Consider the following 14,742-nt stretch of genomic DNA (forward strand, 5'->3'; position numbering starts at 1 on the left):
ATGATGTGCTAACCTAAATAAATAACCATTTATTCTAATAAATAATTGAAATTATGATACGTATAAGATGCCTGAATTTAAGATTCAAGTTTAGAGAGCTTTATGCTTCAAAGCATCTGCGTTATTCCATGTTGCTCTTTAATTTTATTGTTTTATTCTTTATATCCATTTCTGCTTTTGGGCAAACAGTGAGTTTATCTGAAAAGGATGCAAAGATGAGCGATGTCTTAGAGAAATTGCGGAAGCAGACGCAGTGCGATTTGGTTGGGGAACTTTCCTTATTGCAGCAAACAACGCCAGTGACCATTGAGGTTAGTAACAAAGCTATACAGGAGGTATTGCTTGAACTTGCAAAAGGCCAGCCATTGCAATTTGTATTCAAAAACAACACTATTATAGTTCAGCCAAAAAAGCAGGGAAACGGAGATACTCCAGAGGCTGTTCCTCCGCCCGGTACATTACAAAAATTTTATTCGGTAAGGGGAAAGGTTACGGATGAAAAGGGGAGACCGATATCTGGAGTGAATATTCAAATATTGGAATCGGGGCATGCATTAGGCTATACACTTCCTAATGGGACATTTAGGATAGAAGTTGCCAAGGACGATTACCTACGTTTTTCGATGATGGGTTATGCTTCGCAGCATATACAGGTTGAGGGGCGTCGTGAAATCAATGTAATCATGAAATCGAGTCAGACGGAAATTGAGGAAACTGTCGTTACAGGTTACACCAAAACGCGTAGAGAGGCATTTACTGGGGCTGCTACAACTGTCACCCGCAAAGAGCTTGAGAAATTCAATTCAGGGAATATATTTTCCTTATTGCAAGCATTAGATCCCGCATTTAAGGTTGATGAACGAGTAGAAGCAGGTTCAAATCCGAACGCTATTCCAGAAATTAATATCCGTGGAGTATCCAGTGTGGGTACTTATGCGGTAAATGCACCGTTGGTCATATTGGATGGTTTTGAAGTAGCTTTGGCCGCCCTATATGATTTGGATGTCAACCGCGTAGAATCAATTTCCATATTAAAGGACGCGAGTTCGACCAGTTTATACGGTTCAAGAGGGGGTAATGGTGTTATCGTAATTGAAACTAGATTACCAAAAGATGGTAAGTTTACCATTACCTACGATTTAAGGCCTGCTAGCTCTATAGTGGATTTATCAGACTATAACCTGATGAATGCAGCTCAGAAACTAGAATATGAAAAATTAGCTGGGATTTACACATCGCGTACAATTGAAGATCCGAATTGGCAACATATGGAGCAGGAGATTTTCGATAATTTATACAACAGAAGGTTACAAGATGTCAAATCCGGAGTAGATACCTATTGGTTAAAACAACCTGTTCGAAATACCTACTCTTTGGGACATAGTTTACGATTGGAAGGAGGAGGTGAAGAGGTACGGTATAGTTTGGAGGGAAATTTCTCTGATTTTAAGGGTGTTATGAAGGAGTCTGGACGAAAACGTGGCGGGGCAGCTTTTAATTTAATCTATCGTATTCCCAATTTAATTACATTTCGAAACATTGCCTCATATCAATATACGAAAGCTTATAATAGTCCTTTTGGTGAATTTTCCTACTATACTCAATTAAATCCCTATGAGCGTATTTTCGATAAAAATGGCAAATATATTGTCCGTTTTGGGGAATTGGGTCAATTTTATACGTTTGGGAATTTAATGTTTAATCCCTTGTACAATGCGCAATTGGGACATAGGGACGATAATAGGTCACACTTTATCAGCAATAACCTTTCGTTAGAATGGTTTGTAAACCCCAATTTTATGGTTCGTTCCAGAATGATGATTTCCAGGACGATGCAAGATTTTGATCGGTATACCTCACCATTTAATACAAGATACATTGATGAAAAGGACCCATTGAGAAAGGGAGCATATTCTCTTGGTAATGCAAATAGCTCATCATATGAAGGCCGTTTGGAGGTACAATACAGTAAGATGTTTAATAAGCATCAAATCAATACCAGTGTCATTGGAGAAATTCGGGCATCAAATATTACAGGGAACTCCCATCAATTAACCGGATTCATAGACGATCGTTTTATGACTCCAGAAATGGCGCTCAGTTATGCATTAAATACGCTTCCATCAACAAGATCTGCCCCTGTTCGAGAGATGGGGGTGATAGGGAACTTTTATTATACCTATGACAACCGATATAATTTTAGTTTAACAGGTCGATCGGATGGAGCATCCATATATGGACCAGAAAATCGTTTTTCTTCCTTTTGGAGTTCTGGTTTATCCTACAATGTTCATAATGAGAAATGGTTTAGGAGAGGTTATGTAAATCGATTAAGATTTTTTGCGAATGTTGGTACCAATAGTTCGGTTAGCAATTTCAACGCTGGTATGGTGAGTTCAGCATTTGAATTTTTCAGTGGATTATTTTACAACAATCAATATGCGGCATTAATCGTGAGTCAGGGTAACTCCAAATTGCGTTGGCCAGATCAAAAGCAATACAGTTATGGTGCAGATATCTCCATTTTTCATGATTTAGTGAACTTGAACGCAAATTATTACAATCGTATCACTAACCGGATGATATCTAATATTACCGTTGCACCTTCATTCGGGTTTCCAAAAAACACTTATTTCGCCAATCTTGGGAAAGTAAGCAACAAGGGTTTCGAGCTCAGTGCCAATATTCGACTAATGGAACGCGAAAGCAACCAATTGTCGTGGTTCTTGACCCTTGGAGCTGTTCAAAATAGAAGTAAGCTATTGGAAATTTCCGATGAGTTACGTGAGTTAAATGAATCCTTAATTTCCTATGATCCATACGGTAATGTCATTAAGCCATCCACTTATTATGAGGAAGGGAAATCACTATCGATCATACGTGCTGTTCCATCGCTTGGGATTGATCCGGCAACTGGAAGGGAGATGTTCAGAACCTTGAATGGTGATGTTACTTATACCTGGAATGCCAATGATCAGGTCGTTGTGGGCGATGAGGAACCTTTGCTCTATGGAAATATAGGTACCTCCTTTAACTATAAAGGCTTTTCCTTACAGGTATTTGGAAATTATGATTTTGGAGGGGAGAAATTCAATGAGACATTGATGAATAAAATCGAAAATAACGATATCTATGTCAATGCTGATAAACGGATTTTGGAGGAACGCTGGCGCAAACCAGGAGATATATCAAATTACAAGTCCATTGCTGATGGTACTGTAACACAAATTTCTAGTCGCTTTATACAACGTGAAAATTACCTAAGGCTATCGGCTATTAACCTTAACTATAATTTTGGATTGAAAACTTTGCGACACTTCAAGCTGCAACGATTGAAGCTCAATTTTTCGATGAATGATGTAATGCGATTGAGCAATGTGGCTATGGAAAGAGGGATATCTTATCCCTATGCGAGAGAGTATAATTTAGGTATAATGATTCAATTCTAAGCCATGAAAAAACTACTAATATTATGTGTATTATCCTTGCTTATATGCACAGGATGTGAGAAATTTCTTAATGTTAACCCCGTAAACAAGGCTTATGAAAGCGACCTGTATAAAGATAGGTTTGGTTTTGAAACGTCTTTGGCTGGAGTTTATGCCATTCTAAATAGGGACAACCTATATGGCAAAGAAATGAAATATGGATTTATGGAAAGTATGGTAGGCACCTACAACAGTGTGAACTCCTCCCATACGTACTATCGCCCCTCCAATTATCAGTATGATTTTGGAGTTACGATATCGATGGTCAATGACATTTGGACAGGACATTATTTAGCCATAAACCAAGCCAACGTGATGCTGAAATATGTTGATAACCTGCCAAAGGATCTAGATTATCGCCTGATAAAAGGGGAGTTGTTGGGTTTAAGAGCTTTCCGTCATTTTGGGATGTTGAAGCTATTTGGGCCAGTAATTTCCCAAGAGGGCTTATCTGCAAATGCTATCCCTTATCGTGTGTCTACAGAAGTGAAATTGGCAAAGTTCTCTACGGCCGCTGAGGTCATTAAATTCATTGAAAAGGATTTGCAAGATGCAAAAACATATTTGGAAGAAGATCCTATACGAAAGGTGGCAAGAACAGCGAATCAAAATCAATATGCCTATGAGAAATACAACAGTTTAATCGACAATCGAGGATGTCGGATGAATTATTATACTATTGTAGGCTTGCAGGCATTAACGGCTCAATGGGCTGGTGATTTGCCCAAAGGAAGGGAATATGCAGAGGAGTTGATTAAAGAATTAGAACCTCGTAGCTATTCCATCCACCTAGCAACTCCAGGTGAACTAAGTTCCGGCATTAATAAAAGAATGCCAATGGAATCATTGTTCTCTTTGATGAATCAAAATTTATTAACACAAAATCATTCGGTTAACCCATCCATTGAGGATTCTCGACCAAGTAACGCATCTCCATTACTATTTGCAAATTATAGTTATTTATTAAACAACCTATACAATTTGTCAGGACAAGGTTCCTTAAATGATTATCGATTAATTAACTGGTTTACTCGAGCTTCTAACTCGACTACGACTTGGAAACTTACCAAATACCATTTTAATGTAAACACGCCTTTTTCTGATCTATATTATAGGACCTATTTTGAGAATAAAATCATTGGCCTTCATCAGATTTATATGTTGGCGGCTGAAGAGTATGCCGATAGCAACCCTCAAAAGGCCATCGAATATTTAAATAAGGTTAGAAATGCCAGGAACGTTACGAACAATCTTACCTATGATGCCAATAAAACGAGTAGGGTCATTAAAGATTTGATTTTTGATGAGCTTAGGAAAGAAAATGTAGGGGAAGGCATGTTGATATCGGAATATAAAAGACTTTTTAAACCAATCCACAGAAATACCAATGTAGAACCCAAAGTGGAGATGTTCAAATTGCCGATCCCTGTAGATGAACAGACGTATAACCCTCAATAATAAGGATATGAAAAGAATATTATTATTATCAATAGGATTCCTTCTCCTCTTGGGCTGTAAAGAACTCGAATTAAAGGAATTTGATCTAAAGAATGCATATATCAGCTTTGCCGTGCCAGATCGCTCATATATGCCTAAGGAGCCCTTTTTAGATAGCATGACTTATAGTTTTGCTACGGATACAGTTATTGGAATTAAAACGAAAACTTTGGCTATACCCATTAAAATTGGTGGCTTAGTCCATGATAAGGACAGAAAATTCAGTTTCGAAATTGACCCTACATCAGACTATGATTCTGACTTAGTAAGCATTTCAGAGCCAATCATTCGAGCTAATAGATATGAAGACACCCTATTTGTTAGCATAAAGAGAGAAAATACGCTTTTGACCAAAGAGATGAATATAAAATTGAGGTTGAATTCCAATGAGAACTTTAATATTGGTCATCTCCATAACAGCACTTTAAAAATCAAATTTAATGACATCCTATTAATTCCCAACTGGTGGAATGATTGGGAGATGTATTTCGGACCTTTTTACAAGGAAGTTTTTCAACAATGGATGATCGTTTATTATCTAGGATCTGATTTGACAGCAGATATCTACACCGGGGCACCAGGTCCAGTTTATTTTTGGAGAAACATGCCTGAATATCCTTACCCGGAATGGTTCCCGATTACTTTTATGCATATCAGCCTATTGAAGAAATATTTTGATGACCATGTCGTATATCCAAATGGGGATAACACCCAAGAACGGATCATACTTCCTTAAAAACAGAACAATGAAAACTCTAAAATTATTATTATTAAGCCTCGTTGTGGTACTTATATATTCCTGTTCGAAGGATTTAGGGAATTACAAATATAATGATGTCAACGAGGTTATAATTGAAGGATTAAAACAAGGTAACCATAATTCTGAGCGAATTTATGACCTCGCATATAATGAAACATTGACCTTGAAACCTACCTTTCGACCAAGTATTGAAGGTTCGGATATGAGCAAGTTAACTTTTGTTTGGAAAATTAAAGGTGAAGTAGTTTCTGAAAGCAGCGAGTTAATCTACGTTGCTAAAAGTGATTATGGAAAATTACAAGCAGAGTTAATTATAAGCAACGGAGCTACAGGAATTGATAAGAATTACAATTTCTACTTGAACATAAGTAATCCATTTATGTTAGGTTATTATGTGCTCGCTAAGGATGCAAATAACTCCGCACTTCTTTATTGTAAAACTACGCTAAAAGAAAATTCGGGATTTGAGAATGCGGTTATTCCAGATTATCCTTTAGGTACTAATCCTGTTGGCATCGAGGGAATGAGGATGTATGGAAATTCAGAGTCAGAGTATTATAATCATTTGGTAATTGCAGTGAAAAATGCAAAATACCCTGTGTTTCTGATGGATTCTAGGGAGTTTATACCTAACCTATTGTATAACTCTAATAGCTTTATCGGGGATAAAAAGAATTTTGTTTTCGAACCTACTGAAATAAGTATGGAAAGAAACAGTAATGTTGTTTATTCGGTAAGTGGGGGCAAGTTGTATGTTTTGCAACAAGGTGCTATCGGTCTTCCAGCATTATATAATGACCCATTGGATTATCAAATTCCGCTTGCTGGTATGGGAGGAAATAACGATGATTCTCCATATTTCTTTACATTTTATGATGCAAAGAATAAGATGATTCGAGCGGTTGATAATGGATCCAGGTATAGTATTCCATATAACTTTATTTATTCACATGATGAAGTAACTGATCCCTCTCAGTATCCTAACCAGACTTATGTGACATCGCAATTTGCAAATATAAACTCCGGCAAAAAGTTTATATACCTTATGCGAGAAGGGAACAAGCTGTTTTCATATTTATTGGGATTTTCTGCTGAAGAGAAACCTAATTCATTTGATCGGATAGCGACCGGAACAATACCTGGGGATGGAAATATTAATGTTGTGTACTTTGAAATCGCAGAAAATTTCTGGTATCTCGGTAATGGGAAGACAGTTTATCGGGCTTCGCATTTGGGTTTGGAGTTTCAAGAACATATTAAACTTCCCAATGATGCTCCAGGCCATATAACCAAGTACAAAAGAGGACTAGGGAAGTTGATGATAGCAACGTATGATCCAGGGTATTCAGGAACAAAAAAAGGGTCAATTTATATTTACGATGATAATACATTGGAATTAGAACAAGCGCTTCCTCATAGCGTAGAGGAAGTGGTTGGTCTTTATGTAGGTATTTAATCTTTAAAATCAATCATGAAATTTATTTATATATTTTTTATAGGAATGTTCATTCTTCCTATACTCACTAGAGCACAATCTTCTACTTTACCAACCTTTGAATTGGAAGGGAAAAACATAAAGGACGGTAAAATATTGTATGTCTTGCATTATTCGTATGCTAATGGCGAACAAGTTATAGATTCAGCTGAGATTAACAATGGAAGTTTTACCTTAAAACGGGAGTTTGCAGGTCCTGCTTATGCGGGTGTGCTTTTTCAGCATCCCTTTGAAAATCCATCTAATAATGAATTCTGGTTCTTTCTTAATCCAGGAAAAACAGTGATCGACTTCAGTGGAGAACCAAAAGTGGTTTCTGGAGATAAGCTGACTCAGACCTATATGGCCTATCAAAATGAGATAGAGAAGGATATAGAAGCATTCAAAAGTCCAGAATACCGCAAGAAAATGAAAGAACTTGATAGTTTGATTGCGATCGCAAGAGATTTTGAAGCAGAACTGTATAAAACTTATGGTAGCCCTATGAGTGTTAGCCGTCAAACAACAATAGATTTCATTAAAAATAACCCGGATAATGGTTTAAGCATTATCTTTTTGGAAGAATTAGCAGGCCCAGAGCCAGAGATTGAAGTGATTGAGCCTTTGTTTAAAGGACTTTCTGAAAATGTTCAATCTTCATATCTTGGTAAACGTCTTGCCAGTCTATTGAAAGGTAGTGGCTTGGTTGTGGGGGAGAAGGCTATAGAATTTAGTTTATCCAATCCAGAAGGCAAAACTGTCAATCTTTCGGACTTTCGAGGTAAGTATGTGTTAATTGATTTCTGGGCATCATGGTGTGTGCCTTGTCGTGCAGAGAATCCAAATCTTATTAAAGCCTATGAGGCCTATAAATCGAAAAACTTTGAGATCATTGGTGTTTCCTTAGATAATCAAAAGAATGATTGGGTTAAAGCCATAGAAACTGATAAAATTAATTGGGTTCATGTTTCTGATTTAGGTGGTTGGAATAGTGCCGTGGCGCAAGATTATGGCATACGAGCCATTCCAGACAATGTGTTAATTGATCCGAATGGTGTAATTATAGCTAAAAACTTGAGAGGTGAAAATTTACATACTGTATTGGAAAAACTAATCAAATAGTTGAAAAGAATGTTGTTTAATAATTCAACAAATCTACTTTAGCCTGTAAGCGCTCAATTGATTTGTATAACACCTGAGATGACCCAACTCAGGTGTTTTTATTTTTAGTTTTAAAAGTCTAATTCTGGGAATGGCTCCGTTTTGTAAAAATATTTTTTATCGTTTTCATTGATCTCTCGTAGGACTTTACAAGGATTACCAACAGCCACAACATTCGCAGGAATATCTTTAGTAACCACCGACCCTGCTCCAATAACGGAATTTTCGCCAATTGTTACCCCCGGATTAATAACTGTATTGCCACCAATCCATACGCGGTCATGAATTTTTATAGGTTTGGAGAATTCCCAGCCTGCAGTTCTTGTAACCGGATCAATGGGATGGCCTGCAGTGAAAATACTTACATTGGGAGCTATCATAACATCATTACCTATTACAACTGCTGCTCCGTCAAGAATCGTTAAATTAAAATTGGCATAAAAGTTCTCACCTAATTCAATGTTATATCCATAGTCACATCGAAAAGGGGGCTCAATATAAAAACGACCATTCGTTTGGCCCAGTAAGGGTTTAAGTAATTGATGACGTGCTTTTACACGAGTAGGATCCATTTGGTTGAATTGATGTAATATGAGTTTGGCATGTTGTCTCTCCTTGAATAATTCCCCTTGCTTATCCAGAAATAACTCCCCGGCAATCATTTTTTCCTTACTTGTTTTCATTCGATGTAAAATACGATTTGATGACAAGATAATATTCTAGATTGATTGTACATTCTAATAAAAGAAAAAACCATAGCAAATTCTGGTGTGGTGGAATTGCTATGGTTAGGGTTTTTGTAGGTTGAATTATAGAAATCCTCTATTGCATTGCTCCTTGATCCGCTACAATTGGCCAACCAGGGTTTTGATATAAACTTGAATTGGCTGGAGTGGCATCTGAAGAAGTAATCGTAAAATGATTAAATGCGATTGGACTTAAATAATGTGCCTCTGTCCAACGATAACCATTTAAAACCAAATTGTTGGCATTTAAATTAATGCGATATGGTCTTAAATAGGAGCTTTCGCTTTTTGCAGATACATTTGCTGTTTTACCAGGTGTATTTGGTTCTATTAAGACGGAGACACCTTTAATGGTAAACCATTTTTGCATTGGTCCCCAAACTTTAATCCCCTCTAAGATGACAGGGTTTGTCTTAAGCTGATCTAAAGCTCTCCATCGCTTTAAGTCAGCAAAACGAAAGCCTTCAGACATAAGCTCTAAACGTCGCTCTCTGCGGATATTAAATAAGGTTTTATCGGTAAGGATATTGCCTGCACTGTATGCAGCAAAATCTCGTTTGGCTTCTTCTTGCATATTTGTGTTATTAATCGTGATTTGAACATCCGAATTAACACCCGCACGTGTCCGAATCCGCTGCCAATAATCTAATGCTTTTGCATTTAAGGACTTATTTTTTAAATAGCTTGCTTCGATATAATTCAAGTATGCTTCTACGGCACGAAAGACGATAGAACCTGTTGTACCAGCTGAACCTTCTGCCTGACCAGATAAATAACTCATACCTTTTTTAAGTGCATAGCCTGTTACATAACGCGTTTCAGCAAGACCTACGATATCAGGATAGCCTTCTAGCATGGGCCCTCCCGTCGTATTGTTTCTGTCGGTAAAGCGTAGTTCACGAGGCCCTTTCATGAAAATCTGTAATCTGTTGTCACGATCTGCTTTCACTGTAGAAATAGAGTCATCACCATGGTAACCAGAACCGGCAGCATAAATTGGTAGTCCATTGGACATCGTAAAGCTTTCAACCAAACCTCGGGTATATCCGGTATTTCCACCGTTGGTATTCATGTAATGGTTTACATTATGAGAAACATTTAAGGCTGCAGAATAGCTTCTCCACAGAAGTACTTCACCATACTTGTTCATATCCATGTCATTGAACATGTTGAAATATGGGTTTGCCGAAGAATTATATCCATTATCCTTCGTGTTATTAACCAAAGGCACAGCATCCGCTACCTTTTCTGCTGCTTCCATAGCCTGTGTTAAAAAGAAATCAATTTCAGTATCTATGTTTATGGTAAAGTTAGGATGAGACTTCTTTCCTGGCCAATTAGCTGATCCTGGAACTAGTGCTGTATTCCTATGGTACATTAGCCAAGTCGCTTCATATAATGCTACTCGAGATTTAAATAAATAAGCTGCATTTTTATTTAACCTATTTTGAGCATTCGGAGATGCTGATTTCAATAAGGTGATGGCTGAATCTAAATCCGAAAGAATAAATCTGGAAACCATATTTCGTGGTTGTCTCACTGAAGCTCCAACTAATTCGCCTAACTCATCTTTAAGGGTAGTTTTTATGATTGGAAAATCACCCAATGCTTGTACTTTATTGAAATATTCATATGCACGTAAAAAGTAAGATTCACCGATATAATGTTCAATATTTCCGGCAACACCAGATAGTTTGTTTGCTTTCCATTTTGGAACAACCTGTTCGATGAAATAATTAAGATCACGAATTCTTCCGAATTCATAATCACCACCGGCAGTGGGAACTTTCCATTCTCCTGGAACCCAACGTGTAGCATAGGAGCTGGTCATTTGATTATCTGTGTGATTATCATTGGCGAATGTTCCAACACCCCAACCTCCATGTGTAGGGAAGTTGTATTTGGAGATGGTATATGTAGCTAAATCAGCCTCTGTATTTAAGTAATCAGAAGGTGTAATATTGGAGAGCGGCGCACGATCTAAGAAGTCATCACAGCTAGTGAAAATTAAACTGCCTAGGGCAAGCATGCTCAGTATTTTGTTGAACTTGTTTTTCATGTTTGCTAGATTAGAAATTGATGTTTAAACCAAATGAATAAACGGTTGAGAATGGATAGGTTTTACCATCATTCCATCCGCCTAAGCCTACGGACTCTGGGTCAAATACCTTGGCCATTTTTGTAAATGTCAATAGATTTTCACCCGATAAATAGAATCGAACCTTGGATACACCGATACGACTTAGAGATGCAGGATTTAAAGAATAACCAATTTGGGCATTTTTTAATCTCAAATAAGCACCATTTTGAAGGTATCTAGTTTGTGTGTATTGGTTTTTAGTCGTGTTGAAATATGGTCTTGGTAAATAGGAATCGGTGTTTACACCTAAGATTCCATTTTGAACCATCAAAGAGTTTTCGTCACGGAAGAAGTCCATATTTTCTTGGAATCCGGCAGATTGCCACATGCCACCATTCGCTCCCCAGAAGTAAGGGCCATTCGGCATATAATCTCTTTTGCCAACACCCTGTAAGAACACACGGAAATCAAATCCTTTATAATTTCCAGATAAATCCAGACTATAACGGTATCGAAGTTGACTATTACCAATAATACTAATATCACCATGTTCGTCTAATCTGTTTGATCCAGCAGAGATATTTCCATCGCCATTTAAGTCAGCATACATGATATCGCCTGCTTGCCATTTGCTAGCAAAACTTTGCTTACTAGCAGCTAAATGGGCATCCATTTCCTCTTGCGTCTTGGCAATGCCTATGGTTGTATATCCCCAGATTTCTCCAACGCGGCGACCATTGTACCAATTGTTCAAGTTGCCTGTTAAGTTAGGGTATTTGGTAACCGTTTGTCTATCATCAGAAAGTACCCCTCTAATGTTATAATTGAAATCACCAATTTTATCCTTCCATGTTAATTCTAATTCAAATCCTTTGGAGTTCATTTCCGAGTTGTTAATTCGAGGAACTTCAGTACCTAAAATAACTGGTAATTCAGGAGCTGGTCCAATCATATTGAATGTATTACGCTGGAACACTTCGAAAGTCAATCCAAGCTTGTTGTTTATAGCCTGTAAGTCAAGTCCAATATTCCAACTGCTGATACGCTCCCAAGTTAAACTACTGGCAATTAGACCTGGAGCACTGGATGTGTTGGTCTTTTGACCATTCAGTAACCAAGAACCTCCATTCACTGCAAATGGCATAATAGAATAGAACGGATACCAATTGTCGGTATATTGATTGCCCAGCTCACCATAAGAGCCTCTTAGTTTGAACATAGATACTTGATCTTTCCATTTCCAGAAGTTTTCATTGGCGATGTTCCAACCTGCCGAGAAAGAAGGGAATAAATTCCAACGTAAATCTCTTGGAAATCTGGAGGAACCATCGTAACGTCCGTTTACTTCTAGCAGGTACTTCTCTTTATAGTTATAATTCAATCTACCGAAGAAACCCGCAGTTGCCCAATGTTGGTATTGGCCGGAGGTCAAAGGATTTAGCGTTGCGGTATTAAGAGTTGGAATGTTGTCTGAAATAAGATCAGTCATGCTTCCGTTCAGCGTTCTATATTTATTCAGTTCGGAGTTAAAACCTAGTAGAGCTTTGAATTGATGATCATCAGCTATGCGAAAAGAATAATCAGTAAATAAATTGGTCGAGAAATATTCATCTTTACGATTGCTCTCAGAGACAGCAGTATAACCTGCAGCACTGTAACTTACTGCAACTGGATATGGATTACCATCGGCATCATAACCATAGGCTTTTAAAGTTTCACCATGACCATTGTTGTTTGTAATTCGGTAATTAACATTTCCGGTAATATTCCACCCGGCCAAAGGTCGAACATTTAATTGTAGTTGTTGGTAAAGTAGATCTTTTACTGAATTTGTGCGACCTCCGTCTACCAATTGTGCTAGTTCACTAGGGTCTGAGAAATATCCATTATCATCACGTACAGGAACTGTGGGCCATCTCCTTGCGATATTATGGTAATAAAGGTCATTCATATGGCTTGCCTTATCATAATTCTCACGAACGAATCGTGTATTGCTCATAAGATCAATCTTATCATGTAACTTCACATTGATTTTGTTGGAAAAGGCATAACGTTTGAAGTCATCTTTAGCATACTTATTCAAACCGTTTTGATCCATAAAGTTCAACGAGCTATAGAATTGTAATTTCTCTGTTCCTCCATTGGCACTTAATGTATGTTCATGGGAAGGGGAGTAGTCACGATAGAACTCATCAAACCAATTGGTATTGGCGTTTGAGCCGCCATAATATTGCCAGCGTCCGTTTGTTCCTTTGGTACTTACTGTCGTAATTTCACCATTTTGATAGGCTATAATACGGTCCAATACATCTTGTCCAAAAACAGCTGACTCTCCATCATTGGATTTGACCTCATTGAAATAATAGGCAAAGGTTTTAGAGTCCAACATTGTTGGTAACCCTCTTGGTTTACTGAGTCTAACGTTATTGTTATAGTTCACAATTGTTTTCCCTTGTTTACCCGATTTTGTAGTGATTAATATGACTCCAAAAGGTGCTCGAGATCCATAAATAGAAGACGCTGCTGCATCTTTAAGGATAGAAATGTTCTCAATATCATTAGGGTTAATAGCATTAAGGTCACCTTCCATACCATCGATAAGAACTAAGGCTGAAGAGCTAGAACCTACCCCAATCGTACCGGTTCCACGAATATTTACATTCATGGTTTGGTTAAGTTCACCACCCAAACCCGAAGTCTGAACATTTAGTCCAGGAGCTAGACCTTGAAGTGCTTGACCGACATTTTGTACAGGTCTAGATTCTAATTCTTTACTGTCTATGCTAGATACAGCTCCAGTTAAATTTACTTTTTTCTGAGTTCCATAACCAACCACTATAACCTCTTCCATTTCGTTCTGTGTTTCTAACATGGTGATAGTCATATTTGAACCAGTAATACTCGCACTTGAAGTGGCATAGCCTAGTGATGAAATTTCCAAAATTGCTTTTGAACTCGAAACAGCTAACGAGAATTCTCCTTGTAAATTGGTTGAAGTTTTATTATTAGTACCTTTTTCGGTTACTGTTGCACCCGGAAGTGGAGCGCCATTTTTATCTACAACACGACCAGTAGCCGTATATTGCTTACTTTCGTTGCTTACAACTAGTTGATCAATATTCTGTTCTGCAGATGCTGGTTTTAAAAGGATTAGCTTGTCTCGGACTTCATATGCTACATTCTCGTTCGCCAAAATTTTATTCAAGGCATCTTGAACAGTTATTTCGGTCTGCACTAGGTTGATTAACTTCTTGTTTTTTAATAGGGATTCCTTGTAAACAATTTGATATCCGCTTTTCTTACGAATCTCTGTTAATGCTTGTTTGACTGTTGCATTTTTTAGATTCAATGAAATGGTTTGTCCAAAGCTAACTGCAAATCCTTGCAAAGCTAAGCAAGAAATAATTAGGGTCAGCTTAGAGGCTTTTGAAATCCTTGGCAATGATTTCATGCCAATTTCTTTCAAATGCTGAAAGCATGTTAGGTAATTTTTGTTCATACTGTTATAATGGTTTTAGGATTTATAAAATGGTGTT

General features: G+C 37.5%; 8 protein-coding genes. 5 read left to right on the forward strand and 3 right to left on the reverse strand.

Features of this window, described 5'->3' with window-relative positions:
- The first annotated feature begins 53 nt into the window (after positions 1-53).
- From ABD676_RS06875 to ABD676_RS06895, 5 genes are read left to right on the forward strand one after another with little or no spacing between them, the layout of a single operon-like run.
- Entirely contained in the window at positions 54-3,449 is a 3,396-nt protein-coding gene (locus ABD676_RS06875; protein ID WP_344673858.1) for a SusC/RagA family TonB-linked outer membrane protein, read from the forward strand.
- 3 nt (positions 3,450-3,452) lie between these two features.
- Positions 3,453-4,946, forward strand: a complete 1,494-nt coding sequence (locus ABD676_RS06880) for a RagB/SusD family nutrient uptake outer membrane protein (RefSeq protein ID WP_344673859.1) — start codon at positions 3,453-3,455, stop codon at positions 4,944-4,946.
- A 7-nt stretch (positions 4,947-4,953) separates the two neighbouring features.
- Positions 4,954-5,721 (forward strand): DUF4843 domain-containing protein, encoded by a 768-nt coding sequence (locus tag ABD676_RS06885; RefSeq protein ID WP_344673860.1) that lies wholly within the window; start codon positions 4,954-4,956, stop codon positions 5,719-5,721.
- 10 nt (positions 5,722-5,731) lie between these two features.
- A complete protein-coding gene (locus tag ABD676_RS06890; RefSeq protein ID WP_344673861.1) occupies positions 5,732-7,201 on the forward strand; it encodes a PKD-like family lipoprotein in 1,470 nt (489 codons plus the stop codon).
- A 15-nt stretch (positions 7,202-7,216) separates the two neighbouring features.
- The gene (locus tag ABD676_RS06895; RefSeq protein ID WP_344673862.1) at positions 7,217-8,341 is read left to right on the forward strand and encodes a redoxin domain-containing protein; all 1,125 of its coding nucleotides are present in this window, start codon (positions 7,217-7,219) and stop codon (positions 8,339-8,341) included.
- A 110-nt stretch (positions 8,342-8,451) separates the two neighbouring features.
- Here ABD676_RS06895 and ABD676_RS06900 read toward each other — a convergent pair whose 3' ends face one another.
- The 3 genes from ABD676_RS06900 to ABD676_RS06910 form a co-directional block, all read right to left on the reverse strand.
- Complete coding sequence (locus ABD676_RS06900; protein WP_344673863.1) at positions 8,452-9,063, reverse strand: sugar O-acetyltransferase; 612 nt, start codon at positions 9,061-9,063, stop codon at positions 8,452-8,454.
- Positions 9,064-9,202: 139 nt separating this feature from the next.
- The gene (locus ABD676_RS06905; protein WP_344673864.1) at positions 9,203-11,185 is read right to left on the reverse strand and encodes a RagB/SusD family nutrient uptake outer membrane protein; all 1,983 of its coding nucleotides are present in this window, start codon (positions 11,183-11,185) and stop codon (positions 9,203-9,205) included.
- A 10-nt stretch (positions 11,186-11,195) separates the two neighbouring features.
- A complete protein-coding gene (locus ABD676_RS06910) occupies positions 11,196-14,705 on the reverse strand; it encodes a TonB-dependent receptor (RefSeq protein ID WP_344673865.1) in 3,510 nt (1,169 codons plus the stop codon).
- Between the last annotated feature and the right edge of the window lie 37 nt (positions 14,706-14,742).

The organism is Sphingobacterium kyonggiense (genome assembly GCF_039536825.1).
GTDB classification, from domain to species: domain Bacteria; phylum Bacteroidota; class Bacteroidia; order Sphingobacteriales; family Sphingobacteriaceae; genus Sphingobacterium; species Sphingobacterium kyonggiense.